Raw genomic sequence first — 26163 nt, forward strand, 5'->3', positions numbered from 1 at the left:
GGGTTGGCATTCGGGCTTTCCCCGCCCGCGCAGACTTGCTTAGATCGCGGGGCGATGTCCATGGGTCTCAGGGAGCCAATGCGATGCACAGCTACGAGCCCGCCGAACTGGAGGCGTATCTGGCCGCCCATGTTCCGGGCTTTGGCGGGCTCGACGGGATCGAGAAGTTCTCCGACGGGCAGTCCAACCCCACCTACCGGGTCACCAGCGGCGGGCGCCACTTCGTGCTGCGTGCGAAGCCACCCGGTACGCTGCTGAAATCCGCCCATGCGGTGGATCGCGAGTTCCGCGTGATGCAGGCGCTCAGCCCGACCCCCGTACCGGTGCCGAAGGTCTACCATCTCTCCGGTGAGGAGACGCCGCTTGGCACCCAATTCATGGTCATGCAGATGGTCGAGGGCCGCATCTTCTGGGACCCGGCCCTGCCCGTGTTGGACACCGCTGCCCGCACCCGTGTGTATGACGCGATGAACGCCACCCTCGCCGCCCTGCATGACGTGGACCCGTCATCGGTGGGGCTGGAGGACTACGGCAAGCCCGGCAATTACTTTGCCCGCCAGCTTGCCCGATGGTCCGGGCAATACACCCAGACCGCCACTGACGGGCTGCCCGACGCCGACTGGCTGATGCGCTGGCTCGACGATCACATGGTTGCCGACGACGGTGCGGCCAGTATCGTGCACGGCGATTTTCGCATCGACAACATGATCTTCGCACCCGACCGCGAGGCGGTCGTGGCCCTGCTCGACTGGGAGCTCAGCACGCTGGGGCACCCGCTGGCCGATCTCGCTTATCAGTGCATGCACTGGCGGCTGCCGCATGCGGGTCACTTCCGGGGCCTCGGCGGCGTGGATCGCGCGGCACTCGGCCTGCCGGATGAAGACGCTTACGTCGCCGCCTATTGCGCCCGCCGCGGCCTGCCACGTCCCGGTCAATGGACCTTCTATGTGGCCTTCTCCTATTTCCGCCTCCTTGCGATCCTGCAGGGCGTGTTGAAACGCGGGCTCGACGGCAACGCCTCGAACCCCAAGGACACGGACCGTCTGCGCGAGGTGATCGCGCTCATGGCGCGCGACGCACGCCAGCTTGCCGAGACAGGATAAGCCCATGAAGGAAATCGAATACTTCTACGCCTGCCACTCCGTCTTCGCCTATCTGGGCGCCTGGCGACTGGCCGAGATCGCGGCGGAGCACGGCGCGCGCGTGATCCACAAACCGATGGACCTCAACCCCGTCGTCGCCGCGGCTGGCAGCGCACCTTTCGATGCCCGCTCCAAGACCCACACCTACTATTTCTTCGGGCGCGAGATCACGCGATGGGCCGAGTACCGCGATCTGCCGTGGATCATGCGCCGACCCAAGCATCACGACAACCCGCTTGGATTGGGCAATGGCGCGATCATCGCCGCGCAGACCATGGGCTGGGACGTGCACGCCCTGTCCCGCGCGCTGCTCCAAGCGCATTGGCGCGACGATGCGGACCCCGCGGATGCCGCCACCATCGCCGCTATTGCAGAGAGCCTCGGGATGGACGGGGCGGCGCTTGTCGCCTCGGCGCAGAGCGACGCGGTTCAGGCCCAGCACGCCGCCAACACCGAGGAGGCAATCGCGCGCCATGTGCTCGGCTCGCCCACCTATTTCGTCGACGGCGATATGTTCTACGGACAGGACCGGCTCGACATGGTCGCCCGCGCGCTCGTGAAACCTTTCGCCCAACTGCCACGCCAGACCGCTTGACCTGCTGGCCGGGCCGGTGTTCCTGACAGTGGGGATCGGAGACGACGATGACGACTCGGCACCACATCTATGGCGTGATCATCGGACCGCGGCTGCGCGCTCGTACCTTTTTGGCGCGACCGCCGCTGGGCGAAGAGATGTTTTGGACGAAAACCCGGATCTTCGTCCGTGAAGACACCCGTCACCCGGTTCGCACCTGTCTGGTGCAAGGCTGACGCGGAGGGACGAGACCGGTGCCAGTCAAGATCGTCAGAGGAGACAGCCCGCTGATCCTGACGCTGCCCCATGCCGCAACCGACATTCCGATGGTGGTCATGCGGCGGCTGAATGCGCGCGGGCAGGCCCTGACCGATACCGACTGGCATGTCGATCATCTCTTTGAGGGTCTCGTGGAAGATGCCACTGTGATCCGGGCGAACTTCCACCGCTACTTGTGCAACGCGAATGGCAATCCCACGCGCTCGACCACCGATCAGGCCACCGATCCGGATGCTATCGTGCCGGTCTGCAATCTCGATCGCGAGCTGATCTGGCGAGTACCGCCCACCCGGGGCGAGATGAGGCGCTGGGGCGCGGCGTTCCACACGCCCTATCACGCTGCAATCGCGGCCGAAGTGGCATATCGGCGGGCCAAGCATGGGCATGCCCTGCTGATCGATTGCCATGCGGTGCGGCAACACGCGGCGCCCGGTACGCTGCGGGCGTTGCCCGACATCGGCATCCGAACAAACAGGGGTGCATCCTGCGATCACGCGCTGGCCGCACGTCTCGCCGGGATCTGCATGTCCGCGACATCCTACGAGACGGCCATTCATGAAGGCGAGACCGACGGTTGGACCGTCAGCCGCTACGGGCGCCCCAAGCAGAACGTGCACGCGCTACAGGTCGAGGTCGCACGATCATGCTATCTCTCGGACGACGACGGCCACTGGCGCTATGACCGGGAGAAGGCCGAGCCGCTGCGGGAGGTGCTGCGCGACTTGCTCGTTACGGCGCGGAATTGGGCGCCGCAGCGATCTTCATTTCCGTTACAACACTAATAAAATCATATTGTTAAATTGCGTATATAAAGTGTTACCTCACGTCGATGACCTGTTGTCATACCGCGCTCCGCGCCCCTGCGGTCAGCTTGCGCAGAGCAACGCCCCAGAACCGCAGGGACAGCAGCACGCTCGCAAGTCCGAGACCGACCACCAGACCGAGCCAGACGCCGATCCCCTCCAGATCAAACACGAAGCCGAAGAGATAGGAGCAGGGCACCCCAACAGCCCAGTAGCTGAGGGCGGCAAAAATCATCGGCATGCGCGTGTCCTGCACGCCCCGCAGCAGCCCGAGCGCGATCACCTGTGCACCGTCCACCAGTTGGAACAACGCCGCCATCGCCAGAAGCCCGGTCCCCACGGCGAGAATTTGGGCGCGCTGCGGCTCATCTCGTTGCATGAAGAGCGAGATCAGCGGCTCCGGCAGCAGCAGGAACAGCGCGATCGTTGCGGCGGCCATGAGCAGCGACATCGCAGTCACGACAAGCGCCCCCTTGCGCATATGTGGCGGATCGCCCCGCCCGTAGGCGTTCCCGGCGCGGATTGTGGCCGCGTTGCTCAACCCCATGTGGACCATGAAGGTGATCGACGCGAGTTGCAGCGCGATCCCATGCGCAGCAAGCGGCACGGTGCCCAGCCAGCCCATCATCATCGCCGACGCCGCGAAGAGCCCGACCTCGCTCAGGCTTGTGACGCCGATGGGCAGGCCAAGGCGGAAGACGCGCGCCAGCATCTGCCAGTCCGGACGCCAGAGCCGCTGGAAGAGCGCGTGCTCGGGCAAGGTGCGGCGGGCGTAGATCACGATGCCGATCAGCGCAACCACATGCGTGGCAACCGAGGCCAGCGCGGCACCGGTGATGCCAAGCTCGGGCGCACCCCAGTTGCCGAAGATCAGCGCGTAATTGACGACGGCGTTGACCACAGCGCCCAACACGGTGATCCAGAGCACGACTTGAGTGCGCTCCAGCGCGGCCAAGTAGGACTTCAGCACCATGACCAGCAGCGCGGGCAAGATGCCGTATCCGGCCACCCGCAGGTAAGCGCCCGCATCAGCCGCCAGCGCGTCGCTTTGGCCGAGGCTGCGCAGAATGGGCTCGGACCAGATCAACGCCGGCAAGGCCAGCAGGGCAAAACCCGCACTCAGCCAGAGCCCCATCCGCGTGGTGCGGCGCAGCCCAACCTCATCTCCTTCAGCCTGCAGCGAGGCCACCATCGGCATCACGGCCCAGGCAAAGCCCGATCCGAAGATGAGCAGCACGAAAAAGACCGTCGAACCAAGCGTCACTGCCGCGAGCGCCTCGACCCCATACCAACCCAGCATCACCGTATCGGTGACGCCGATCGCAGTCTGCGCGAGATGGCCGCCCACCAGCGGCAGCCCGAGGCCGAGAATCGCCCGGATATGTTCGGGATATGTCATCACTTTGCGCATGACACCGCCATACGCCTCCCATGCGCCGGGTGAAAGGTTTCTCGCTATGCGGGAAACCCAAAAAGGGCGCTGGATGCGCGAATCTGGAGGTTGACGTTACGTCCCGCATCCGAAAAAGCGCACCGCCGACACAAAAAAGGGCACTCAAGTTCTTGAATTGCCGCGAGAACCTGTCAGTCTGTGGCTGCGGGCAGGACGAGGCCCGCCGGAGTGAATGATGACGTGGAAACAACCGCTGGCTGCGGTCGTGGCAATTATGGCCGCGCCTGCGCTTGCGAACCCGATAGACTCGATACGGCCTGACGCGCCCGAGCTGGCCCCCTATGGGTCACGGCCCATCGGTGTCCAGACGCTCGAATGGGTGCACGCCGATCAGATCGACATCGTGAACGTCGAGGGCGACTCAGAGCCGCTCTACGACCGCCCGCTGACTGCCGAAGTCTGGTATCCGGCAGCGGATGGAACCACGCCCGGCGGCAGCTACCGGGCGATCCTGCGCGACGGCAAGACGGAAGTCACGCTGACCGGACGCGCCGCCCGCGATGCCCCGCCGGCCTCGGGCGAGCGCTATCCCCTGATCGTGATCAGCCACGGCTATCCCGGCAACCGGTTTCTGATGTCACATCTCGGCGAAAACCTCGCCTCGAAAGGGTTCGTGACGGTCTCCATCGATCACACGGACAGCACCTATTCCGATCAGGCCGCCTTCGGTGCGACGCTCTATCACCGACCAATCGACCAACGTTTCGTGGTGGACCAGATGGCGACGCTGGATGGCCCACTCGGGGCGATCATCGACACCTCTGCGGTGGGTGTCATCGGCTACTCCATGGGGGGCTACGGCGCGCTGATCTTCGGTGGCGCGGGCGTGACACAGGCGGCCACCGAGTACAGCTGGGGCACGCCCAACGGGCTGCTGGAGCGGCATATGGCCGGCTCCGAAAGCCATGAAGCGCTGATTGATTCCCGCGTCAAGGCGATCATTGCCATCGGTCCTTGGGGTCGCAATGCAGGCTTTTGGGATGCCAATGGGCTCGCCGGTCTGCGGGTGCCGACACTGCTGATGGCCGGCGGGTCCGACGATGTTTCGGTCTATGCCACGATCCGAACGATCTTCGAGCAGGCCGCCGGCGCCGACCGTCACCTGCTGACCTTCGAGCACGCAAACCACAATGCCGCAGCGCCGATCCCGGCCCCGAAGGAATCATGGATCCCGGTCGAGGAGCTCGATTTCGTGCCCTTCGAACACTATTCGGACCCGGTGTGGGACACCACGCGCATGAACAACATCGCGCAGCACTTCGCCACGGCCTTCTTCGACCTGCACCTCAAGGGCGACATCAGCAAGCGGCCCTACCTTGAGCTGATCCCGGATGCGGATCAGGGCATCATTGCACTCGATGAAGACGCAACACCCACGGAAGACCACAGCTATTGGACCGGATTCCCGGCTCGAACCGCCAAGGGTTTGCGGTTCGAGACACTGCTGAAAGGCGAGTGAGCCTGTCGCAAGGTGGCTTTCGTGTCACCTAACTGTGGCTCCAGTCGTCCGGATCATCGGAGTTTCCCGGCGAAAGGCCGATGATATCCCCCGTCGTCGAGCACCCCAACCCCATGACGGTGCGGTTCGCATAGCTGAAATAGCTCACGACCTGATTGATCTCGAGGATCTCTCCGTCGTCAAAGCCCGCCTCCCGAAGCGCGTGCACGTCCGTCATCTTTCAACAGGCGCATCATCCCAGCAAAATGATGGGTTTCGCAGTAATCGCAGCCATTCAGGCCCGAGACCCAGACGCCAAGCGCCTCCAGAAACCACTTGGGTAGTGTGTTGCCCGAATGATGCAGCACATGTTTGTAGATCGCCATATGGCCTTCCATCGTATGCGGCCGCAGGCTGTGCGCCATCATGATGTTGTCGACGTTCTGTCCCGGCCCGGCGATGCGCTCGTAAAGGCGACGCAGCTTGCCGGTTGCGGCCTCGAAGGGAATGGTGGTGATCCAGGTCATGCGCATGGCTCCGCTGCACTGTCAGCGGTCAGACTGCCCCTCTTTGCGCGACCGCGTAAAGACCATCTTCTGATCCTGCAGATCGGCAGGCGCGCCCATCCAGGCATAGGCCAGCAACGCAGGCTCGTTGACCCCGACGGTGATCCGATGCAGGTGTTCCGGCGGGTTGAAGATCAGCGATCCGGGCACATAGACCCCCTGATGGTTCTCCGAGACCGCGCCCGAGAGGCAGATATAGCTCTCGGTGATGCCCTTGTGCGCATGGGCGGGATAGGTACAGCCCGGCGCAAAGAGCACGATCCCGAGGATGATCTCGGCGCTCACGACGGGCCCGGTCGGGCCGGTGACCTCCGCATAGGCATAGCTGCCCTGCAGCGCCTTCGGCACTTTCTCATAGCCGTACTGCCAGGACAGATTGTCTTGCACCGATTCCAGCGCGCGCACCATCTTGCCCATCCGGTCACCGCGCCCCTGATCCAGCGCGCGCTTGAGGTGCGCCGTGACCCGTTTCTGTGCGGGGGGTTGCAGGCGGATCGCCGGGTTGGCCTTCAGAACCCGGCTGATCGCCTCGCGCACATTGCGCTGGTGGCTGCGGATGCGCCCGCTCCCGCCCGAAGGTAGAAAGCGGTAGAGTTCGTAATACTCCTGCAAGAGATACCGCCAGTCCGGCAGATCGCGCAACGTCGCCTCGGTGGCCTGCGGCATGTCGTTCATAGGCGTGCGCTCCCTTCTGTCGGCCCCTCTTGGCACAGTCGGCGCGCGCCGCCAAGCGCGCAGGCCGGCGTCGTGCCCACCCGTGCGGCATCTGCCGCGAAGAGAGGCAGCGCCAGGCCAGGCTGAACGGTTCTACAGCGGCGCCGGACCGGAATGCGCCCTTCCCCGCCGCGCGCCCCTCTGCCATACTCACCGCCAATCAAGAAACGAGGTTCGAGCCGATGCCCAATGATCTTCTGTCCAGCGCTGCCACGCCCGACTATGACGCCGCCTCCATCGAGGTGCTCGAAGGGCTGGAGCCCGTGCGCAAGCGCCCCGGCATGTATATCGGCGGCACCGACGAGCGCGCGCTGCACCACCTGGTGGCCGAGGTGCTCGACAACTCCATGGACGAGGCCGTTGCAGGGCATGCCAACCGCATCGAGGTCGAATTGCACGCCGACTACGCCGTGACCGTCCGCGACAACGGCCGCGGCATCCCCATCGACCCGCACCCCAAGTTTCCCGACAAGAGCGCTTTGGAGGTTATCCTCTGCACCCTGCACGCGGGCGGCAAATTCTCCGGCAAGGCCTATGAGACCTCCGGCGGTTTGCATGGCGTCGGCGCCTCCGTCGTGAACGCGCTCAGCGACTCCATGGTCGTGCAGGTCGCCCGCGACCGGCAACTCTACGAACAACGCTTCTCCCGCGGCCTGCCGCTGACCCAGGTCGAAAACATAGGCAGCGCCCCCAACCGCCGCGGCACCACCGTCACCTTCCACGCCGACGAAGAGATCTTCGGCTCTCACCGTTTCAAGCCTGCGCGCTTGTTCAAGAGCATCCGCTCCAAGGCCTACCTCTTCTCCGGCGTCGAAATCCGCTGGAAATCCGCCATCGACGACGGCGAGACGCCCCTTGAGGCCAGTTTCCACTTCCCCGGCGGCCTCTCCGACTACCTGGGCGAGACCCTGAACGGGGCCACCACCTATGCCGAGAAACCCTTCGCCGGCACGGTCGATTTCAAGGAGAAGTTCGGCCAATCCGGCAAGGTCGAATGGGCAATCAACTGGACGCCCAGCCGCGACGGCTTCATCCAGAGCTACTGCAACACCGTGCCCACGCCCGAGGGCGGCACGCATGTGGCGGGATTCTGGGCCGCGATCCTCAAGGGCATCAAGGCCTACGGCGAGCTTGCGAACAACCGCAAGGCCGCCCAGATCACCCGCGAAGACCTCCTCTCCGGCGGCTGCGCGCTGGTCTCCTGCTTCATCGCCGACCCCGCTTTCGTCGGCCAGACCAAGGACCGCCTCTCCACCGAGGCCGCCCAGAAGATGACCGAAGGGGCGGTGCGCGACCACTTCGACAACTGGCTTGCGGCCGACACGAAATCCGCAGGCGCCATCCTCGACTTCCTCGTGCTGCGCGCCGAAGAGCGCCTGCGCCGGAGGCAGGAAAAGGAAACGGCGCGCAAATCCGCCACGAAAAAACTCCGCCTGCCCGGCAAGCTCACCGATTGCACCTCCAAGGACCGCGCAGGGACCGAGCTCTTCATCGTCGAGGGCGACTCCGCTGGCGGCTCCGGCAAAGGCGCGCGCAACCGCGAAACGCAGGCCCTGCTACCGCTGAAGGGCAAGATCCTCAACGTGCTGGGCGCGGCCTCCAGCAAGCTCGGTTCAAACGCCGAGATCAACGACCTCTGTGAGGCCCTTGGCGTCGGCATGGGCACGAAATTCAACCTCGACGACCTGCGCTACGACAAGATCATCATCATGACCGACGCCGATGTGGACGGCGCGCATATCGCCGCGCTGCTTATGACCTTCTTTTTCACCCAGATGCGCCCGCTGATAGACGCCGGGCATTTGTACCTCGCCTGCCCGCCCCTCTTCCGCCTGACGCAAGGCGCCAAGCGCGTCTACTGCCTCGACGAGGCCGAAAAGGACGCCTGGCTCGAAAAAGGCTTGGGCGGCAAGGGCAAGATCGACGTCTCCCGCTTCAAGGGCCTGGGCGAAATGGACGCCAAGGACCTCAAAGAGACCACCATGGACCCCAAAACCCGCAAGCTCATCCGCGTGAGCATCGACGAAGACATGCCGGGAGAGACAGGCGATCTGGTCGAGCGCCTCATGGGCAAAAAGCCCGAACTACGGTTCCAGTACATTCAGGAAAACGCGAAGTTCGTGGAGGAGTTGGATGTTTAGCTAATGGGCTGGAAGCATCAACAGCCGGGAATAGGCATCGGTCTTACGCTGATCTACCTCACATCAATGTGCGCGATTGTCGTACTAAACTGGGAAACCTTTTCGCAGCTTGAGCCGAACGCGTGGGGTGACTTCCTAGCCGGGTCTTTGGGATTATTGGCTCTCTTTTGGTTGATTCTCGGATACTTCCAACAAGGAAAAGAGCTCAAGAATAGCGTCGACGCCCTTAAACGGCAGGCTGCCGAGCTAGCCGCTGCTTCAGAACAACAACGACAGCTAGTAAAGTCGAATGAACGTATCGCGGAACTGGAAACCGAGCGCTTCCATGGATCACTTCGAATTGAGAGGTCAAAGCTAATTGCCGACGTCCAAAATGACATGATCGCGATACCGAGTCTGATGTCTGCCTACAAGTCGGCCCAGTCGAGTCTTTTGGAACTGGTGAACAAGGCGTCTGGCAACGACGCTGAACAAATTGCTATGGACTCCCACTCGTTTGATGGCGGGTTTTCGAAGCTGAAAGAAGACGTTGATGCGTGGGCAAAAGACAAACCTGCAACTAATCAAAGAGAATTGGAGGAAGCCGTAGCAGCAGCTTACCGCATAAGAGGAAAATCGGCATTTCTTCGTTCATCCATTGAACGCCAAATCCATAGTCTCGCGGAGCGTGAAAGGCTTATTGCAATAAAGCGCAACAAACCCAACAGGTTTGGTGGCTAGCACTTGTGGTGTGTTCCCTGCCCGAGGCCCCGCCTCGGGCCGCGCCCGACCTCCCCCACGGGGAGGGCGCACATACGTGCCCCCCGGGGCTCACGCCCCCCTTCGGCTTCAAAAGGTCCCCCGGACCTTTTGCAAGGCAGCCTCCGGCCCGAGATCGGGCGCGGCCCAGTGGGCGCGTAGCGCCTGCGTCGGACGACAGAGCGGATGCGCAGCATCTGCGGAGTCGTTCCTGCTCAACCGTTTCAATGAGTCCTTATTGCGCCTCGTCCCGGGCTCCGCCCGTGATTGGGCGAATTCATCCCCCGGATGATTTCCGGGACGCCCAATCACCCTCCCCCGTCACGCCAAAGGCGTGCCAGAATACCCGGCGCACCTCCGGTGCGACGAGGGCGCACTGCGTGCCCCCTGATGCTGCCGCATCCCTCCGGGCTCAAACGCTCCCCGTTCGGCGGGAAAACGCGCCACTGGCGCTTTTTCTGATCCGCCTCACCGTTTGCAAGGCGCCCTCCGGCCCGAGGTCGGGCGCGGCCCTGCTCAGCCGTTTCAATGAGTCCCTCTTGCGCTCGTCCTGGGCTCTTCACATGCAACAAAGGCGCCAAGACGCACGCCAGCTCGCCCAAACAATCACCTAGACCGACGAGACATCAACGCAACAGGTGCACTCAGTTGGGGCAACAGCGCTCAGTTGGGAACGGGGCACGTGGGGCGCCCCGCCCGATGCGATTAGATCACAACCGTGTGGAACGATCCGTAGACCACCCAGACCCCCATCAGCGAGACAAACCCCAGAACGGTCGGTACGATAACTTTTGCCATTTTGGCTCTCCTTTCCAGGCAGCCCCCACGGGGCTGCGGTGCGTGCCGCAGAACCGGTCTGGCCCCGCGATCTGCACGTCAGATGGGCGCGGCGGGCTGACACAAAAAGCCCCAGACCCGTCACGCCGGATCACCGATCCGGGACAGCACTGTAACAATTTCGTCTGATCAATTTTCTTTGCAAGGACGAGACAGGGGCTTGATCCGAAAGCGTTTTTCAGGCCCACTAGGCATATGCGCTTTGCCCTGATCCTGCTGATGCTGCTTGCCGCCTGCGGCCGTCCGCTGACGCCGACCGAGGCCGCCTTCGCGCGCACCATCCATGGCGATACGGTGGATATCTCAAAGGTCCGGCTGGTCGACGGCGCGCCCACCCGCGCGGTCACCTTCCGGCGGGAGCCGCGCCCGCGCACCACCTGCCGCGAGCGCATCCTGCCGCCGCCCACCGACGAGATCGTGACCTCCAAACCCGCCGCCGTCGCGCTCTGGAACCGGATCCTCTTCGACAAGGACTGGTATCTCGACGACTATCTGCCTGAATATCCGGATCAGATCAGCCTCGTCGCCGCCATGCTCTTCGCCCATGAGATGGTGCATGTCTGGCAATGGCAGAACCGCCGGGAAACAGGTTATACCCCGCTGCGGGCAGCCTTCGAGCACGGCGGCGCCCGTGACCCTTATCTCTTTGATCTTGATACAAATCCGCAGTTCAGCGACTTCGGCTTCGAACAGCAGGGCGCGATCATGGAGGAGTTCGTCTGCTGCCGCGCGCTTGATCCCACCGCGCCCCGAACCGAACGTCTGCACGCCCTGATTTCCCAAGCGATGCCCGTCGCCCCGCTGCCCGAGGCGCGCGCGTATGCCGTTGGGCTGCCGTGGGATGGCGTCGAGATCGAGGGGATCTGCAGCTGATCAGGAGGCCTGCACGCTCTCCAGATAGATGAGCAGGGCCGCATTCGGAACGGATGTCCGAACCCGTCTGTTGCCCACGCGCACGCGGGCGCGATTTTCGCTTTGGAGCGCCGGCAGGGCGGACATCTGCGGCCAATGCCGCCCGTCCAACCCGTAACTGTCAAGCACCGTCAGAACGTGATCGGCCGGGAAGATACCGCCGTTCCGCAAGGCGAGCCCTGTCAGATCTGGCGGTGTCTTGCTGAGGCCGTCGACCCCGCCTCCCCCACCGCCGCGCGCATCGGCACCATGACAGATCGCGCAATTGGCGGCGTAGAGCGCAGCACCCGTCTCGCCCCGTTCACGCCCGCAGGCGGCCAGCGTCAGGGCCATCATCATGAGCATCAGAACGAACCGCATGGTTTCCTCTCTCGTCGGACTGAACCGCCGCAATCGGCCTTGCCGACGGTCGGTTGCACGGCCATGGTCCTCTCGACCGCGCATCAGTCTAGAGGAGATGTATGAATGGCCCCTTACGCCCTGATCATGTTGGTGGCCGGCATCGGCATCCCCGTGCTGGCCGCGCTGAATGCAGCCCTAGGCCTGCGGGTGGGCTCCCCCGCGGCGGCGGCCACGGTACTCTTTGCCGTGGCGTTCCTGACCTCCGCAGTCGTCATGATCGCGACGGGGCCGCAGGCGCTGGCCAAGATGACCCTTGCCCCGCGCCACCTGTTCCTTGCGGGGGTGCTGATCGCTTTCTATGTGCTGTCGATCACCTATGTGGCCCCGACCTTCGGTGTCGGCAATGCGGTCTTCTTCGTCCTGCTGGGGCAGTTGATCAGTACCGCGTTGATCGACCACTTCGGCCTGTTCGGCGCCCGCATCTCACCGGTTGACGCCAAACGGGCCCTTGGGATCGCGCTGATGACGGCGGGAATTTTCGTGACACAGAAAGTCTAGCCTGCGTCTGCCAACTCGCGCAGGCGCGCCCAGACCGTGTCGCCAACCGGCACGTGGCTCTGCATGTCGAGCGCCTCGCCCGGCATCCTTGCCCCCTCGTCCACCGCCACCGCATCTGCAAGTGCCTGCACGCGCGCTGCGAATTCCGGTGAGGTCTCCGGATCGATCAGAATGTAGAACTGCCCGAGGTCGTGATGCGGGCCCTCAGCCGCCTTCAGCGGTTTGACATTCCGTGACAGCACAGAGCCGGTCATCCCCGCAGCCAGGATTTCGGCCATCAGGCCGAAGCCCCACCCCTTGTACCCGCCGATTGAGACCAGCGAACCCTTCAGCGCCGCCTCCGGGTCGGTGGTGGGCGCGCCGTTTTCATCCAGCGCCCAGCCCAGCGGGATCCGCTCTCCGGCGGCCTGCGCCATTGTGATCTTGCCAAGCGCAACGGTTGTGGTCGACTGATCGAACTGCATGGCGATGCCACCCGCGCCGTCGGGGACCGAAAACGCGATGGGGTTGGTGCCGATGCCCCGGGTCTTTCCGCCTGGCGGGGCCACAATCGGCGAGGCATTGGTGAACCCGAGGCCGATGAAGCCTTCCCGCGCGATCTGTTCGGTGAAATATCCAAGCGAGGTGCAGGTGTGGGCATGGCCGACGGCGAGGGTGGCAACGCCACACCGCCGTACCGCATCGAGTGCGGGCACCAGAGCAAGGGTGAAGGCCGGCTGCGCAAACCCATGAGCGGCATCGACATGAACCACAGCCGGGCGTGGCGTCGTGACCTGCGGTGCCACATCGCCCAGCACCCGCCCGCTTAGCAATTGCAAACAGTAGCTTTCGACGTAGTAGAGCCCGCAGATCTTGTTGCCGCGTCCTTCCGCCTGACGCACGGCGCGCGCCACTTCGGCCGCTGCGAAGGGCGATGCGCCATGAGCCAGCAATGCCTTTTGGGTCAGTGCTTCAATCTCATCCAGTGAACGGAGGCTCATGGGTGTCCCGGCTTTCGTGTCGTGACAGGGTGGTCAGAAGCGGCCGGCGGCGTCAAGCGCGCGGGCCAGGCTCAGATGTCCACCAGCCGCCCGGCTTCGAGGCGGATTCGCCGATCCATGCGGGCGGCGAGGTCCATGTTGTGTGTCGCGATCACCGCGGACAGCCCGGTGCCGCGGACCAGTTCCATCAGCGCATCGAAGACCTGATCGGAGGTGACGGGATCGAGATTGCCCGTAGGCTCATCTGCCAGCAGAAGCCCGGGCGCGTTGGCCAACGCACGGCAGAAGGCCACGCGTTGTTGTTCCCCCCCCGAAAGCGCGGCGGGCCGGTGACTCGCGCGCGGCGCAAGACCCACCCGGTCGAGCAGCTCACGCGCGCGGGTGTCTGCCTTCTTCCGCGGGGTGCCATTGGCGAGCTGCGGCAAGACGATGTTTTCCAGGGCCGAGAACTCCGGCAGCAAGTGGTGAAACTGATAGACAAAGCCCACATCGGCACGGCGCACGGCCGTCCGCCGGGTGTCGGGCAGGCCGCTCATATCCTGCCCCGCAATCGCGACGCGCCCGGCATCTGCACTGTCAAGCAAGCCCGCGATATGCAGCAGCGTGGATTTGCCTGCGCCGGACGGTGCGACCAGGGCGATCACCTCGCCACGGGCGACCGAAAGCTCGATGCCGCGCAGCACCGAAACCTCGCCCGGCAGACCGCGGTTGTAGGATTTCTCGATGCCGCTCAGCAGCAGCGCGGGCTCACTCATACCGCAAGGCCTCGACCGGGTTCATCCGCGCGGCACGGCGCGCCGGGAAGAGCGTCACGACGAAGGACAGCCCCAGTGACAGCGCGACAGCCGAGAGCACATCCTCCAGATGCAGCTGGGCAGGCAGCGCGTAGATCCCGCGGATCGACGGATCCCAGACGCCGCCACCCATCATGACGTTCACGAAGGAGAAGATCGGATCGATGTAAAGCGCGAAGAGCGAGCCGAGGATCACGCCGAAGACCGTACCAAGAAGCCCGGTGAAAGCGCCGCAGATGAAGAAGATCCGCATGACGGAGCCCTGGCTCAGCCCCATGGTCCGCAAGATGCCGATGTCGCGCCCCTTGTTCTTGACCAGCATGATCAGCCCCGAGACGATGTTCATCGCCGCGATCAGGACGAGGATCGAGAGGATCACGAACATCACGTTGTCCTCCACCTCCAACGCGCGCAGAAAGCCGCCCGAGGCGTCCTGCCAGGTCCAGACCTGGGCCCGGTCTCCGGCCGCGGCGAGCAGCGTCGGGGCCAGGCTGTCCACGTGTTCCGGCTGCTCGACCATCACCTCAACTTCATCGGCCAACCCCTCTCGATTAAAGAAGGATTGCGCTTCGGAAAACGGAAGGTAGGCGCGAGTCCGGTCGATATCGTAGCGGCCCGCGCTGAAGATATAGGTCACCTCATATCCGTTGACCCGCGGCGATGTGCCAAAGGCCGTCTTGACCCCGTCCGGCGAGATCAGCCGGATCGTATCGCCGACGCCCACGCCAAGCTCGCGGGCAACCCCGGAGCCGAGCGCGATGCCGTCGGCAAAGCCAGCGATGTCACCGCGCGCGGTCTCCGGGTCGGCGATCCGGGGCAGCGTTTGCAGGTCATCCGGCGCGATACCGAAGATTTCGACCCCGGCGTTGCGACCCTGGCTCGCGGCCATCACCTGACCGCGGATAAGCGGGGCTGCCCGCACCACACCCGGCACCTCCGCCAGACGCGCGGCGAGCGCATCGTAGTCGCTGATGGAGCGGTCGATCTGCCCCGCTTCGGTGACCTGCCCCAGCGAATAGACCGTGACATGCGCGTTGGCGCCCAGGATCGTATCGACGAACTCCGCCCGAAAGCCGGAGCGGACGGCGAGCGTTGCAATCAGCGCAAAGACCGCCAGCGTGATGCCGATCAGGCTGATCCAGGTCATGACACTGACGCCACCTTCGGCCCGACGGGCACGCAGATAGCGCCAGGCGATCATCCACTCGAAGGGGGCAAAGGGTGCCGGTGAAGAGGCCATGAGGTTCCCTAAAGCTGACGTGCGCGCAACCTGAGGCTTTGCACGCAGAGGGTCAAGCCGCCATCGTCCGGCGACGCAGCGGCCAGCGCAGAGCGGCCAGAAAGGCAGCGCAAGACAGGCTGCCCGCAACAAAACCGACAGCTGCAAAGAGCGCCGCGGCAAAGGTCATGGGCAAGGCCGGCTCAAAGGCCTGCCAGGCCCGTCCGGCCAGCTCGCGATCGGTCAGGCGCAGGGCGTGATAGGCGCGCATGAACGGCCCCTGCCCCTGCAGGACGGCCAGATCCGACTGCAGGCGCGCGTGCCGCTCGAAGGTGCGGATCATATCGGCGCGGCGCCGCTCGACGAAGGCCGTGCCGCGCAATTCCTCCAACGCCTCCGCCCGGCTCAGCCCTTCTGCAGCCGCCGAGGCATCGAAATCGGCAACCACCTGGCTCAGCGCATCAACCGCACCGCCGAGCCGTTGCAGATACTGTTGGGAATAGGCTGGGAATTGGGCCGCTCCGAATGCACCGGCCAAGCCGGCGGCCAGAGTCACTGCGCGAAGGATCATATCCGTGCTCCTGCTCAACCCCCCGGCAGCATGCGGCTAGATGTATCAGAACGGTGCGCCCTCGAAAAGCCTCAGATGTAGGTGTGGAAGGCGCGGCTGCGCATCATCTCCACATGTTCGCTGGTGTCATGGCCGCCATAGATCTCGACGATCTTCTCCACCGCCTGCTCTGGCGGCAGCTCTTCGCTCTCACCCGTCTTGCGGCTTGTGAGCTCGACCACGCCGGTCTTCAGCCCCCGCGGGCCGACCGTGATACGCCAGGGCAGACCGATCAGGTCCATCGTGGCGAACTTGCCGCCGGCACGCTCGTCCCGGTCGTCATAGAGCGGCTCCAACCCTTTCGATTGCAGGCTCGCGTAGAGCCGGTCGCAGGCGGCATCCGCCGCCGCATCGCCCTGCTTGAGGTTCACGATCCCGCAGTGGAAGGGCGTGACACCTTCGGGCCAGATGATCCCCTTCTCGTCATGGCTGGCCTCGATGATGGCACCGACCAGACGGCTCACCCCAATGCCGTGGCTGCCCATATGCACCGGCGTCGGCTTGCCGTCGGGGCCTTGAACGGTGGCGCCCATGGGCTCGGAATATTTGGTTCCGAAGTAGAAGATCTGGCCCACTTCGATGCCGCGCGCGGTCCGCCTGCGCTCTTCCGGGATCTGGTTGAAGAGCGCCGCGTCGTGCGTCTCATCGGTGCGCGCGTATTTCGTCGTGAACTCTTCCATGATCGCCGCGCATTGCTCGACGCTGTTATAGTCGATCTCGCGGTCACCGAAGGTAAGGTCCGTCACTGCGCTGTCGTAGAACACCTCCGACTCGCCTGTGTCCGCGAGCACTAGGAACTCATGGGTGTCATCTCCACCGATAGGCCCGCTGTCCGCCCGCATCGGGATCGCCTGCAGCCCCATCCGCTCGTAGGTGCGCAAGTAGCTCACCAAATGGCGGTTGTAGGCGTGCAGCGCGTCTTCCTTCGTGAGGTCGAAGTTGTAGCCGTCTTTCATCAGGAACTCGCGGCCCCGCATCACGCCAAAGCGCGGCCGCATCTCGTCACGGAACTTCCACTGGATATGATAGAGAGTCAGCGGCAGGTCCTTGTAGCTGCCCACGTGGGCGCGGAAGATGTCGGTGATCATCTCCTCATTGGTGGGGCCGTAGAGCATATCGCGGTCGTGCCGGTCGCGGATGCGCAGCAACTCCTCGCCATAGGCATCGTAGCGCCCGCTCTCACGCCACAGATCCGCCGGTTGCAGCGTCGGCATCAGCACGGGGATATGCCCCGCCCGCACCTGCTCTTCGTGCACGATGTTTTCCAGCTTGCGCAGCACCTTGAAGCCCAGCGGCAGCCAGGAATAGATGCCCGCCGCGTTCTGCTTGATCATGCCCGCGCGCAGCATCAGGCGATGCGACACGATCTGCGCCTCGGCGGGGGTTTCCCGCAAGACGGGCAGAAAATAGCGGGTCAGGCGCATGGGATGTCCTCTCAGGTCTTGGTTCAGACCTGATTAGGCCAAACGGCAGGGGCTCGCAATCGCGAAACCCGCGTCAACGGCTGCGTGGACAGTGCTGTTCCGACGCTTGAAAAGACGGCGTGTGCAAATGTTACACGTTTCTCACAAGGCCGCGAGCGCGCTGATCTGCCGCCTCCGCGGGCCCGTAAGCCTTGCATGTCAACAGGACATGAATGAACATCCAGGAGGTCTGAACCATGACACGTTTCCGCACCATCGCAGCCGCCGCTGCCACCGCCCTTTCGCTGGGCACCGCAGCACCGGCCGCCGACATCGTCGAGATCGCCTCGGGGGACGAGCGCTTCTCGACGCTGGTCGCCGCCGTCTCAGCCGCCGGCTTGGTCGAGACGCTGCAACGCCCGGGCCCCTTCACCGTCTACGCACCGGTCAACGATGCCTTCGCGGCCCTGCCCGAAGGCACGGTTGAGACGCTGCTCCAGCCCGAGAACAAGGATCAGCTGACCAATGTGCTGCTGTATCATGTCGATGACCGCAAGCTGACCGCCGAGATGATCCCCGCAGGCTCCAACTACTTCAAACCGGTGCTCGCGTCCGAGCGGCTCTGCATCAGCAAGGGGGCCGATGGTGTCTCCATCGCGGACGGCACCGGCGAGAGCGCGAACGTCATCGTTGCGAACATCGAAGCGGACAATGGCGTCATCCACGTCGTCGACAAGGTGTTGCTGCCGGGCACACGCCCCGACTGCGACTAAGGCACGGACGTCAAGACGCGGGGGTCTCGCAGCCAGCGGGGCCCCTATGCGCGCCCGGGAAATGCCGAAGACCGCGCGCAACGGACCGCCCAGACAAACAATCCGCCTTTCGCCCCTTGAATGACCTGCCCGCTTGCGCAATGTGACCTGTGACAGTCACATCGGAGCGCTCATGGCCCTGCCCGTTCAGAAACAAATGCTCTACTGGGGGATCGCCGCGGCGGTCTTTCTGGCACTGCTCTGGGCGATGGGGGACGTGCTGCTTCCCTTCGTCCTGGGCGGTGCCATAGCCTATTTCCTCGATCCGGTAGCGGATCGGCTGGAGCGGCTGGGCCTCAGCCGGGTGGCGGCGACCGGGCTGATCACCATCGTGGGGATCCTGATCTTCGTGCTGATGGCCCTGCTTGTCATCCCGACGCTCACCAACCAGGCGCTGCAACTGGTGAACGTGGCCCCCGAATACGCCAAGAGCTTCACGGCCTTCCTGACCGAGCGCTTCCCCTCGCTGCTGGATGCGAGTTCGACCGTGCGACAGTCGATCAGCACGCTCGGCGAGACGATCCAGAGCCGCGGGGCGGAACTGCTGAACACGGCGCTCAGCTCCGTGGCTTCCATCCTGAACGTCGTCGTGCTGTTGGTGATTGTGCCGGTCGTGTCTGTCTATCTGCTTCTCGACTGGGATAGGATGGTGGCGCGCATCGACGAGCTTCTGCCGCGTGATCACGCCGATACCATCCGGCAGCTGGCACGGGACATTGACGCGACGCTGGCCTCCTTCATCCGCGGCATGGGCACCGTCTGCCTGATCCTGGGGACCTATTACGCCTTCGCGCTGATGCTGGTGGGTCTGCAGTTCGGCCTGGTCGTGGGGTTCGTGGCCGGGCTGGTCACCTTCATCCCCTATCTGGGCGCTCTGATCGGCGGCGCGCTGGCCATCGGGCTGGCGCTCTTCCAGTTCTGGGGGGATTGGGTCTCCATCGGCATGGTGGCCGGCATTTTCGTGGTGGGACAGGTGGTCGAAGGCAATATCCTCACGCCGAAGCTGGTGGGCAATTCGGTCGGGCTGCACCCGGTCTGGCTGATCCTCGCGCTTTCGGTCTTCGGTGCCGCCTTCGGATTTGTGGGCATGCTGGTTGCCGTGCCCGTCGCAGCCGCCATCGGTGTGATCGCCCGCTTTGCCGTCAGCCAGTACAAAAGCTCGCTGCTCTATCGCGGGCAAGCGGGCCGACACGAGGACTGACATGCCGGAGCAACTGGGGTTCAAGCTGCCAAGCGTTCCGGCGCTCGGGCGCGCCGACTTTCTCGTCGCGCCGTCGAATGCCGTCGCGGTCGCCATGATCGAGGGCGACGCCGACAAGCTTGTGCTGACGGGCCCCGATGGCGCGGGCAAGACCCACCTCGCGCATGTCTGGGCCAGCCGGCGGCGCGCGCAGATCGTCGCGGCGACGGAAGTGTGTGCTTGGGATGTACCTGCGCTCGCCCAAGGCGCGGTTGCCGTGGAAGACGTGCCCGATATCGCCACAGATGAGGAGGCGCAGAAGGCGCTCTTCCATCTGCACAATCTGGTGCTGGCCGAAGGCCACGCGCTGCTTCTGACGGGCCGCGGGCGGGTGCGAGATTGGGGCATCACCCTGCCGGATCTCGCGAGCCGGATCGCGGCAGCCCCCGCGGCCGCCCTTAAGCCGCCGGATGACACCCTGCTGGCTGCCGTGTTGGCGAAACTCTTCGCCGACCGGCAGCTGACGCCGAAGCCAGATCTGATCCCCTATCTGATCCGGCGTATGGATCGGTCGTTTGCCGCGGCGCGGGATCTGGTCGCGCGCCTCGATGCGGCCTCGCTGGCGCAAAAACGCCCTCTGTCACGAGCACTTGCAGGGCGCGTTCTGGACAATGAGGACCCCGCCGCGCGATAACTGTCACAGACACGTTACACGGGACCCGCAGAAGGCCGCCATGACGCAAGCCGACTTTCTCAAGACCGACTTCCCCGACGCCACGGAGATGCCGGAGCTCGACGCGAGCGGGCCCGGCCGCTTCTTCAACCGCGAGCTCAGCTGGCTCGGGTTCAACTGGCGCGTGGTACAAGAGGCCGAGAACCCGCGCGTGCCGCTGCTCGAACGCCTGCGGTTCCTGTCGATCTCGGCGGCCAATCTCGATGAGTTCTACACAGTGCGCGTCGCGGGCCTGCGCGAGCTGGCGCATGCCGGCAACACCACGCCCGCCGCCGACGGCCTCAGCCCGGCCGAGCAGCTGCGGCTGATCGACGAGAACGCGCGCCGCCTTCTGGAGACCCAGCAGCGCGTCCTGGTCGATCTGTTCAAGGAGATGGAGGCGGAAAACATCTCGGTGCTGCGTCCCGCTGACCTGACCAAGAGTGACCTCAGCTACCTCGATGAGGTGTTCCTCACGCAGGTCTTCGCGGTGCTCTCGCCGCTGGCGATTGATCCCGCGCACCCCTTCCCCTTCATCCCGAACACCGGCTACGCGCTGGCGCTGCAGCTTGAACGGATCTCGGACAAACGCCCGCTGCAGGCCTTGCTGCCGATCCCGGCGCAGATCGACCGATTTGTCGCGCTGCCCGCCGACGACGGGCACCACCGGTTCCTGCCGCTCGAGGAGCTTCTGGTGCTCAACGTCGGCGGTCTTTTTCCGGGCTACAAGCTGAAGGCGTATTTCGAATTCCGAGTGCTGCGCGACAGCGATCTGGAGGTCGAAGAGGAAGCCGAAGACCTCGTGCGCGAGTTCGAGGTGGCACTGAAGCGGCGCAGGCGCGGCGAGGTCGTCCGGCTGACCCATTCCGCGGGCGCCCCTGAAGCTCTGAAATCCGTGATCATGGAAGAACTCGGCGTCGGCCCGGAGGAAGTGATTGAGATCAACGGGATGATCGGCTCTGCCGATCTCAAGGAGCTGGTGCTGGAGTCGCGCCCCGACCTGCTCTGGCCCATGTTCACCCCGCGTGTTCCGGAGCGGGTCATGGACCACGATGGCGATATGCTCGCCGCCATCCGCTCGAAGGACATGCTGTTGCACCACCCCTACGAGACCTTCGACATGGTCGTCCGTTTCCTGCAACAGGCCGCGCGCGACCCGCAAGTGGTCGCGATCAAGCAGACGCTTTATCGCACGTCCCGCGACAGCCCGATCGTCGAGGCGCTCTGCGAAGCGGCCGAGGACGGCAAGTCCGTCACCGCGCTGGTCGAGCTCAAGGCCCGTTTCGACGAGGCGGCAAACATTCGGCAGTCCCGCCGCCTGGAACGGGCCGGCGCGCATGTGGTCTACGGTTTCCTCGACCTCAAGACCCACGCCAAAATCTCCACGGTGGTGCGGCGCGAAGGCAACCAGCTTGTGACCTACACGCACTATGGGACCGGGAACTATCACCCGATCACCGCACGTATCTACACCGATCTGTCGCTCTTCACCTGTGATGCGCGGCTCGGGCGGGATGCCACGAAGGTGTTCAACTTCCTGTCCGGCTACGCTCAGCCCGAAAGCCTCGACAATCTGGCGATTTCGCCCACCACGCTGAAACCGCGGCTTCTGGAGCTGATTGCGGCGGAGGCGGCCCATGCCCGCGCCGGAAAACCCGCGGTCATCTGGGCCAAGATGAATTCACTCATCGACAGCGAAGTCATCGACGCGCTTTATGCGGCCTCGCAGGAAGGTGTGAAGATCAGCTTGGTGATCCGGGGCATCTGCGGGTTGCGTCCGGGCATCAAGGGGCTGAGCGACAACATCCGGGTGAAGTCGATCGTCGGGCGCTTTCTGGAGCACTCACGCATCGTCTGCTTCGGCAACGGCGAGGGTCTGCCGCACAAGAAGGCGCGCGTCTTCATCTCCTCGGCCGACTGGATGGGGCGCAACCTGAACCGGCGCGTCGAAACCCTGGTGGAAATCGAAAACCCGACGGTGAAGGCGCAGATTGTCAGCCAGATCATGGCCGCGAATCTCGCCGACGTGGCCCAAAGCTGGATCATGGGGCCGGATGGTGGCTTCGAACGCCCGCCCGTTCCGGAAGGCGCGTTCGCGTTCAACTGCCACCGGTTCTTCATGGAAAACCCCTCGCTCTCGGGGCGCGGCTCGGCGGGCGCGTCGGATGTGCCCAAGCTGACCCACACCGAGGACTGAGCACGGCCCTCCGGTATCGGAGCCCCCTCTGCACCCTGCCCTGTGTTGACCGATGAGCAATTTTTGCACAGGGTAGCGCCAGCAAGGACCGGATGACGCCATGAACCAAGCCACCGAACTCCCCGATCTTGCAGGGGCACAGGGCGATCACCCGGACGTCGGCCTCTTTGGCAGGCCGCTCTTTCAGGATCCAAGTGCGCGGGCGCTGTCACGGGTCGGCGTGGTGGATGTGGGCTCGAACTCGGTCCGGCTGGTTGTGTTCGATGGCGCCGCCCGTTCGCCCGCATACTTCTACAACGAAAAGATCATGTGTGCGCTTGGCGCCGGGCTGTCTGAGAGCGGGCGGCTCAACCCCGAGGGCCGGGTCCGGGCGCTGAATGCGCTGCGCCGGTTCCAGCATCTGGCCCAGGGCATGGGGCTGCCCGAACTGACCGTCGTGGCCACGGCCGCCGTCCGCGATGCGGAAGACGGCCCGGCCTTCCGCGAGGAGGTGCTGCGCGAGACGGGGCTGCGGATCTGGGTGATCGACGGCGAGGAGGAAGCCCGGCTCTCGGCCCAAGGGGTGCTGCTGGGCTGGCCGGGGTCCTACGGGCTGGTCTGCGACATCGGCGGCTCCTCGATGGAACTGGCCGAGATCTCGGGCGGCCGGGTCGGACGACGCGTGACCTCCTCGCTCGGCCCCCTGAAGCTGCTGGAGATCAGGGGCGGCAAGCGCGCCCGCAAAGCGCACATCAAGGAAACGATGCTGCAGCTGCAGGAAAAGATGGGCCCGCAACGGGATCGTCTGTTTCTGGTCGGCGGGTCCTGGCGCGCGATTGCGCGGATCGACATGTACCGCCGCGGCTACCCGCTGCACGTTCTGCATGAATACCGCATGACCGCGCGCAGTGTCAGCGCGACGGTCCAATTCATCGAAGGCTCGGATCTCGACGAGTTGCGCGGGGCCTGCGGCATCTCTTCGGCGCGGATGAGCCTTGTGCCGCTGGCGACCGAGGTCCTCAGCCGTCTGGTCAAGACCTTCCGGCCCAAGGACATCGCGATCTCGAGCTATGGCATTCGCGAAGGCATGCTCTATGAGCAGATGCCGCAACGGCTGCGCGACCGCGACCCGCTGATCGAGGCCTGCCGCTTTGCCGAGGCCAAGGATGCGCGGATGCCCGGCTTCGGCAAGCTGCTCTATGCCTTCATCCATCCCCTCTTCCGCTCCATGCCGGAGCAGCGGCGCCGGCTGGTCAAGGCGGCCTGCCTGCTGCATGACGTGAGCTGGCGCGCGCATCCCGACTACCGCGCAGAAACCTGTTTCGACAACGCGACCCGCGCCAACCTCGGAGGGCTGAAACACTCCGAGCGCGTCTTTCTCGGGCTTGCTCTGCTGCACCGCTATTCGAACAAACGCGAGGGCACGCGGTTCGAAAGCTTGTACGAGCTGATCGACGAGAAGTCCCAGCTGGAGGCCGAAGTCCTCGGCAAGGCCATGCGCTTTGGCGCCATGCTCTGGATGACCGCGGATGCCGAACGCGGCACGCTGAAGTGGTTTCCCAAGAAAAAGGAACTGCATCTGCGGCTGACACCCGACATGGTGCCGCTGTTCGGCGAGGTGGCGGAGGCGCGGCTCATGTCGCTGGGCAGCTCGCTCGGCGCCGATGTCAAGATCAAGAGACTGCGGCGGCCCGCTCAGAGATCGATCTGAGGCTGCAACTCTGGCGCGGGCTCGTCCTCGGGTTTGCGGCGGATGATGATGTCGCCATTGGGCAGCACCTCGGGCGCTTCATAGACCGACCAATCCTCGACCTGATCCATCAGATCCGCCAGCGCCGGGCCCATCTGATCCATGAACCCGCGCATGCTATCGAGCGCGGGCTCCATCTCCAGAAGCAGCCCTTCGAGGAACTGCTGGGCCCCGCGCTCCATCATCGAGGGCGCGTCTTCGTCCTCCTGCGCCGCCAGAGGCAGCGCAGCCAGGCCACAGGCAAAAAAGACGATCAAAACCCGTTTCATACCCCAGATATACGCCTCTTGCCGCGATTCTTCGAGGTCAGATCTCAAGGTCCATCGTCACGGGGAAATGATCTGACGCGGTGACAAGCGCCTCTCGCAGCGCAGCGTCCGCCCAACACTCCGGATCGTCCAGAGGATGCCAGATGCGCCAGGCGGGCCCCCGATCCCGAAGTTCGGCCGACACCATGATGTAATCGAGCAGCGCCTGGAGATAGCGCTTTTCCTGCTGAATCCAGAACCGCGCCGAGGTCGGTGCAGCGCCTAAGCGCGCCGAAAGCGCCAGTCGCGCATGCGGATCAAAGAGCGCCCCCTCCGGCCCGTCCATCACGATCTCGACGGAGGAGCGGCCAAAGAGCCCCTCGAATTCGTCCAGCCCCGGCCCATCGTTCAGATCTCCCATGACCATGACCGGGCGGTTCTCGGCCAACAGCTGATCGATGCGGGCCCGCAACCATATCGCCTGCGCCAATTGCTTGCGCCGGTTGGCAATCGCAAGCTTCATCGCGTGCGCCGTGTTGCGTGCGCCATGCGGCGCTTTTGACTTCAGATGTGCACCGATCAGGCTGAACGCGGTGCCCGAAGCCGTTTCGATGTCCAGCTCCAGCGGCGGCTTGGAGAACCTCACCTGGTCCCGCGTGGCGTCGATATCCAGATCAATCTCGAAGGTGCCATCGAACCGGGGAACCGAGGCGGTTCCGGGCCGCGGCGCATGGCGCGCGGTCACCCGGTCGGGATCGTAGAGCAGCGCGATTTCTTGCTGCGTTTCGTTCATGAACCCCATCACGGCCGTCCGCGCGCGCAGATCGAAGTGGCCTGCGAAATCCTCCAGCGCGGCAACGGTCTGGCGTTTGCTGTTGGCATCGGGGGCTTCCACCACGAGAACCGCATCCGCATCCAGCCGCCGGAATACCTCGCCCAATGCGGTCGCCTGCTCGGCCCGGGTCACGTTATGGCGGGCCGACCATGCGGTATCCATCTGCAACCGGCTGTCGTCATCAAAGAGCGATGTGAACCATTCGACGTTGTAGGTCGCAAAGCGCATTACGCCTCGGCGCCTGCGATCTCGTCCCAGGCACGGTTGATGTCGGCCATCCGCTTTTGCGCCAGTTGCATCGCTTCCTCGGGCAGCCCCCGCGCCATCATCGCGTCCGGGTGATTTTCCCGCACCAAACGGCGCCACGCCTTGCGGATCTCGTCCAGCGAGGCATCAGGCGTCACACCAAGCACGGCGTAGGGATCGCGGTAGGCATCCGGTGCAAAGCGCACGCGCAGGCTGTTGAACTCCGCCTGTGGCAGCCCGAAAATCTCTGTCACGCGTTCCAGAAACGCATCTTCGTTCGGGTGATAGAAGCCATCCGCCATCGCAATGTGAAACAGCCCCTCCAGCAGATCGCGCAGCGTCTCGGGCTGGGCAGAGAACATGTCGCGGATGCGCGTGGCGTATTCCTCGTACCCCGCCACGTCCTGACGCGCGAGGTTGAAGACGCGGGCCGCGCCCTGCTCGTCCTGGGCGGCGATGTGGAACACCTCCTTGAAGGCGGTCACCTCGTCGCGCGTCACCTGCCCGTCGGCCTTGGCCATCTTGGCCCCCAACGCGATCACCGCGATGGTAAAGGCCACGGAACGTTCCGGCGGGCTGCGCAGGCGGTCGAAGACCGTCGACAGGCTCTCGCCGGCGGCAAGAGCCGCCAGCGCGTCCGATATGCGGGACCAGATGGACATCGTCTGCAGCTTAGCGTCTGACCCGGGGGAAGTCAGGTG

The 26163-nt window shown here is 64.4% G+C and carries 24 protein-coding genes and 1 pseudogene; 13 read left to right on the forward strand and 12 right to left on the reverse strand.

The genetic code is table 11. The annotated features are described in order from the left end of the window. The first annotated feature begins 83 nt into the window (after positions 1–83). The 3 genes from MUB52_RS15985 (at position 84) to MUB52_RS15995 (ending at position 2777) form a co-directional block, all read left to right on the forward strand. Complete coding sequence (locus MUB52_RS15985) at positions 84–1103, forward strand: phosphotransferase family protein (protein ID WP_263845244.1); 1020 nt, start codon at positions 84–86, stop codon at positions 1101–1103. Positions 1104–1107: 4 nt separating this feature from the next. Continuing rightward, positions 1108–1737 (forward strand): 2-hydroxychromene-2-carboxylate isomerase, encoded by a 630-nt coding sequence (locus MUB52_RS15990; protein ID WP_263845245.1) that lies wholly within the window; start codon positions 1108–1110, stop codon positions 1735–1737. A 233-nt stretch (positions 1738–1970) separates the two neighbouring features. Beyond that, on the forward strand, positions 1971–2777 hold the full coding sequence (locus MUB52_RS15995; protein ID WP_263845246.1) for an N-formylglutamate amidohydrolase: 807 nt from the start codon (positions 1971–1973) through the stop codon (positions 2775–2777). A gap of 58 nt (positions 2778–2835) precedes the next feature. On the opposite strand, the gene MUB52_RS16000 is transcribed toward MUB52_RS15995, so the two are convergent. Continuing rightward, a complete protein-coding gene (locus MUB52_RS16000; protein WP_263845247.1) occupies positions 2836–4209 on the reverse strand; it encodes an MATE family efflux transporter in 1374 nt (457 codons plus the stop codon). Between the two features lie 217 nt (positions 4210–4426). On the opposite strand from MUB52_RS16000, the gene MUB52_RS16005 reads away from it, so the two are divergent. Then, positions 4427–5710: an alpha/beta hydrolase family protein gene (locus tag MUB52_RS16005; protein ID WP_263845248.1), complete on the forward strand. Its 1284-nt coding sequence runs from the start codon at positions 4427–4429 to the stop codon at positions 5708–5710. A gap of 28 nt (positions 5711–5738) precedes the next feature. Here MUB52_RS16005 and MUB52_RS16010 read toward each other — a convergent pair. After that, a pseudogene (locus MUB52_RS16010) lies at positions 5739–6216 on the reverse strand (carboxymuconolactone decarboxylase family protein). A gap of 21 nt (positions 6217–6237) precedes the next feature. Continuing rightward, positions 6238–6930, reverse strand: coding sequence for a dimethylsulfoniopropionate lyase (locus MUB52_RS16015; RefSeq protein ID WP_263845249.1), 693 nt, complete (start codon positions 6928–6930; stop codon positions 6238–6240). A gap of 221 nt (positions 6931–7151) precedes the next feature. On the opposite strand from MUB52_RS16015, the gene parE reads away from it, so the two are divergent. The 3 genes from parE (at position 7152) to MUB52_RS16030 (ending at position 11558) form a co-directional block, all read left to right on the forward strand. Beyond that, complete coding sequence (gene parE, locus MUB52_RS16020) at positions 7152–9110, forward strand: DNA topoisomerase IV subunit B (RefSeq protein WP_263845250.1); 1959 nt, start codon at positions 7152–7154, stop codon at positions 9108–9110. 3 nt (positions 9111–9113) lie between these two features. After that, the gene (locus MUB52_RS16025) at positions 9114–9830 is read left to right on the forward strand and encodes a hypothetical protein (RefSeq protein ID WP_263845251.1); all 717 of its coding nucleotides are present in this window, start codon (positions 9114–9116) and stop codon (positions 9828–9830) included. A gap of 1050 nt (positions 9831–10880) precedes the next feature. Continuing rightward, complete coding sequence (locus MUB52_RS16030; RefSeq protein WP_263845252.1) at positions 10881–11558, forward strand: hypothetical protein; 678 nt, start codon at positions 10881–10883, stop codon at positions 11556–11558. Here MUB52_RS16030 and MUB52_RS16035 read toward each other — a convergent pair whose 3' ends face one another. Beyond that, on the reverse strand, positions 11559–11957 hold the full coding sequence (locus MUB52_RS16035; protein ID WP_263845253.1) for a c-type cytochrome: 399 nt from the start codon (positions 11955–11957) through the stop codon (positions 11559–11561). It lies immediately after the preceding gene. A gap of 105 nt (positions 11958–12062) precedes the next feature. On the opposite strand from MUB52_RS16035, the gene MUB52_RS16040 reads away from it, so the two are divergent. Next, positions 12063–12497, forward strand: a complete 435-nt coding sequence (locus tag MUB52_RS16040) for a DMT family transporter (protein ID WP_263845254.1) — start codon at positions 12063–12065, stop codon at positions 12495–12497. On the opposite strand, the gene MUB52_RS16045 is transcribed toward MUB52_RS16040, so the two are convergent. From MUB52_RS16045 to proS, 5 genes are all read right to left on the reverse strand, one after another. Next, on the reverse strand, positions 12494–13477 hold the full coding sequence (locus MUB52_RS16045) for an Ldh family oxidoreductase (protein WP_263845255.1): 984 nt from the start codon (positions 13475–13477) through the stop codon (positions 12494–12496). The genes MUB52_RS16040 and MUB52_RS16045 overlap by 4 nt on opposite strands. 71 nt (positions 13478–13548) lie before the next feature. Beyond that, positions 13549–14232, reverse strand: coding sequence for an ABC transporter ATP-binding protein (locus MUB52_RS16050; protein ID WP_263845256.1), 684 nt, complete (start codon positions 14230–14232; stop codon positions 13549–13551). Next, positions 14225–15511 (reverse strand): lipoprotein-releasing ABC transporter permease subunit, encoded by a 1287-nt coding sequence (locus MUB52_RS16055; protein ID WP_263845257.1) that lies wholly within the window; start codon positions 15509–15511, stop codon positions 14225–14227. Before MUB52_RS16055 ends, MUB52_RS16050 begins: the two co-directional genes overlap by 8 nt. A gap of 52 nt (positions 15512–15563) precedes the next feature. Next, positions 15564–16061: a DUF2937 family protein gene (locus tag MUB52_RS16060; RefSeq protein WP_263845258.1), complete on the reverse strand. Its 498-nt coding sequence runs from the start codon at positions 16059–16061 to the stop codon at positions 15564–15566. Positions 16062–16132: 71 nt separating this feature from the next. Next, the gene (proS, locus tag MUB52_RS16065) at positions 16133–17524 is read right to left on the reverse strand and encodes a proline--tRNA ligase (protein ID WP_263845259.1); all 1392 of its coding nucleotides are present in this window, start codon (positions 17522–17524) and stop codon (positions 16133–16135) included. Between the two features lie 236 nt (positions 17525–17760). Here proS and MUB52_RS16070 point away from each other — a divergent pair, with 236 nt between their 5' ends. The 5 genes from MUB52_RS16070 to MUB52_RS16090 all read left to right on the forward strand — a co-directional run bounded on the left by MUB52_RS16070 (position 17761) and on the right by MUB52_RS16090 (position 24094). After that, positions 17761–18276 (forward strand): fasciclin domain-containing protein, encoded by a 516-nt coding sequence (locus tag MUB52_RS16070; protein WP_263845260.1) that lies wholly within the window; start codon positions 17761–17763, stop codon positions 18274–18276. Positions 18277–18448: 172 nt separating this feature from the next. Then, the gene (locus MUB52_RS16075; protein WP_263845261.1) at positions 18449–19516 is read left to right on the forward strand and encodes an AI-2E family transporter; all 1068 of its coding nucleotides are present in this window, start codon (positions 18449–18451) and stop codon (positions 19514–19516) included. Position 19517: 1 nt separating this feature from the next. Further along, a complete protein-coding gene (locus tag MUB52_RS16080; protein WP_263845262.1) occupies positions 19518–20189 on the forward strand; it encodes a P-loop NTPase family protein in 672 nt (223 codons plus the stop codon). A gap of 40 nt (positions 20190–20229) precedes the next feature. After that, positions 20230–22404, forward strand: a complete 2175-nt coding sequence (locus tag MUB52_RS16085; RefSeq protein ID WP_263845263.1) for an RNA degradosome polyphosphate kinase — start codon at positions 20230–20232, stop codon at positions 22402–22404. Positions 22405–22504: 100 nt separating this feature from the next. Beyond that, on the forward strand, positions 22505–24094 hold the full coding sequence (locus tag MUB52_RS16090) for a Ppx/GppA family phosphatase (protein WP_263845264.1): 1590 nt from the start codon (positions 22505–22507) through the stop codon (positions 24092–24094). Here MUB52_RS16090 and MUB52_RS16095 read toward each other — a convergent pair. The 3 genes from MUB52_RS16095 to MUB52_RS16105 are packed head-to-tail and all read right to left on the reverse strand — an operon-like array spanning position 24079 to position 26124. Then, positions 24079–24402: a hypothetical protein gene (locus tag MUB52_RS16095; protein ID WP_263845265.1), complete on the reverse strand. Its 324-nt coding sequence runs from the start codon at positions 24400–24402 to the stop codon at positions 24079–24081. The genes MUB52_RS16090 and MUB52_RS16095 overlap by 16 nt on opposite strands. A 37-nt stretch (positions 24403–24439) precedes the next feature. Beyond that, positions 24440–25444 carry an endonuclease/exonuclease/phosphatase family protein gene (locus MUB52_RS16100; protein WP_263845266.1) on the reverse strand — a complete coding sequence of 335 codons (1005 nt, stop codon included), beginning with the start codon at positions 25442–25444 and terminating at the stop codon, positions 24440–24442. Then, the gene (locus tag MUB52_RS16105) at positions 25444–26124 is read right to left on the reverse strand and encodes a molecular chaperone DjiA (protein ID WP_263845267.1); all 681 of its coding nucleotides are present in this window, start codon (positions 26122–26124) and stop codon (positions 25444–25446) included. The genes MUB52_RS16100 and MUB52_RS16105 overlap by 1 nt, the downstream gene beginning before the upstream one ends. Positions 26125–26163: the final 39 nt, after the last annotated feature.

The sequence above is a fragment of the Roseobacter sinensis genome (assembly GCF_025755255.1).
In the GTDB taxonomy this organism is placed as follows: Bacteria; Pseudomonadota; Alphaproteobacteria; order Rhodobacterales; family Rhodobacteraceae; genus Roseobacter; species Roseobacter sinensis.

What these genes read in the sequence shown, in the direction of transcription:
- MUB52_RS15985 (WP_263845244.1), top strand. Translation starts at nt 84, where the DNA reads ATGCACAGCTACGAGCCCGCCGAACTGGAGGCGTATCTGGCCGCCCAT.
- MUB52_RS15990 (WP_263845245.1), top strand. Translation starts at nt 1,108, where the DNA reads ATGAAGGAAATCGAATACTTCTACGCCTGCCACTCCGTCTTCGCCTAT.
- MUB52_RS16000 (WP_263845247.1), bottom strand. Translation starts at nt 4,209, where the DNA reads ATGCGCAAAGTGATGACATATCCCGAACATATCCGGGCGATTCTCGGC.
- MUB52_RS16005 (WP_263845248.1), top strand. Translation starts at nt 4,427, where the DNA reads ATGACGTGGAAACAACCGCTGGCTGCGGTCGTGGCAATTATGGCCGCG.
- MUB52_RS16015 (WP_263845249.1), bottom strand. Translation starts at nt 6,930, where the DNA reads ATGAACGACATGCCGCAGGCCACCGAGGCGACGTTGCGCGATCTGCCG.
- parE (WP_263845250.1), top strand. Translation starts at nt 7,152, where the DNA reads ATGCCCAATGATCTTCTGTCCAGCGCTGCCACGCCCGACTATGACGCC.
- MUB52_RS16025 (WP_263845251.1), top strand. Translation starts at nt 9,114, where the DNA reads ATGGGCTGGAAGCATCAACAGCCGGGAATAGGCATCGGTCTTACGCTG.
- MUB52_RS16030 (WP_263845252.1), top strand. Translation starts at nt 10,881, where the DNA reads ATGCGCTTTGCCCTGATCCTGCTGATGCTGCTTGCCGCCTGCGGCCGT.
- MUB52_RS16035 (WP_263845253.1), bottom strand. Translation starts at nt 11,957, where the DNA reads ATGCGGTTCGTTCTGATGCTCATGATGATGGCCCTGACGCTGGCCGCC.
- MUB52_RS16040 (WP_263845254.1), top strand. Translation starts at nt 12,063, where the DNA reads ATGGCCCCTTACGCCCTGATCATGTTGGTGGCCGGCATCGGCATCCCC.
- MUB52_RS16045 (WP_263845255.1), bottom strand. Translation starts at nt 13,477, where the DNA reads ATGAGCCTCCGTTCACTGGATGAGATTGAAGCACTGACCCAAAAGGCA.
- MUB52_RS16050 (WP_263845256.1), bottom strand. Translation starts at nt 14,232, where the DNA reads ATGAGTGAGCCCGCGCTGCTGCTGAGCGGCATCGAGAAATCCTACAAC.
- MUB52_RS16055 (WP_263845257.1), bottom strand. Translation starts at nt 15,511, where the DNA reads ATGGCCTCTTCACCGGCACCCTTTGCCCCCTTCGAGTGGATGATCGCC.
- MUB52_RS16060 (WP_263845258.1), bottom strand. Translation starts at nt 16,061, where the DNA reads ATGATCCTTCGCGCAGTGACTCTGGCCGCCGGCTTGGCCGGTGCATTC.
- proS (WP_263845259.1), bottom strand. Translation starts at nt 17,524, where the DNA reads ATGCGCCTGACCCGCTATTTTCTGCCCGTCTTGCGGGAAACCCCCGCC.
- MUB52_RS16070 (WP_263845260.1), top strand. Translation starts at nt 17,761, where the DNA reads ATGACACGTTTCCGCACCATCGCAGCCGCCGCTGCCACCGCCCTTTCG.
- MUB52_RS16075 (WP_263845261.1), top strand. Translation starts at nt 18,449, where the DNA reads ATGGCCCTGCCCGTTCAGAAACAAATGCTCTACTGGGGGATCGCCGCG.
- MUB52_RS16080 (WP_263845262.1), top strand. Translation starts at nt 19,518, where the DNA reads ATGCCGGAGCAACTGGGGTTCAAGCTGCCAAGCGTTCCGGCGCTCGGG.
- MUB52_RS16085 (WP_263845263.1), top strand. Translation starts at nt 20,230, where the DNA reads ATGACGCAAGCCGACTTTCTCAAGACCGACTTCCCCGACGCCACGGAG.
- MUB52_RS16090 (WP_263845264.1), top strand. Translation starts at nt 22,505, where the DNA reads ATGAACCAAGCCACCGAACTCCCCGATCTTGCAGGGGCACAGGGCGAT.
- MUB52_RS16095 (WP_263845265.1), bottom strand. Translation starts at nt 24,402, where the DNA reads ATGAAACGGGTTTTGATCGTCTTTTTTGCCTGTGGCCTGGCTGCGCTG.
- MUB52_RS16100 (WP_263845266.1), bottom strand. Translation starts at nt 25,444, where the DNA reads ATGCGCTTTGCGACCTACAACGTCGAATGGTTCACATCGCTCTTTGAT.
- MUB52_RS16105 (WP_263845267.1), bottom strand. Translation starts at nt 26,124, where the DNA reads ATGTCCATCTGGTCCCGCATATCGGACGCGCTGGCGGCTCTTGCCGCC.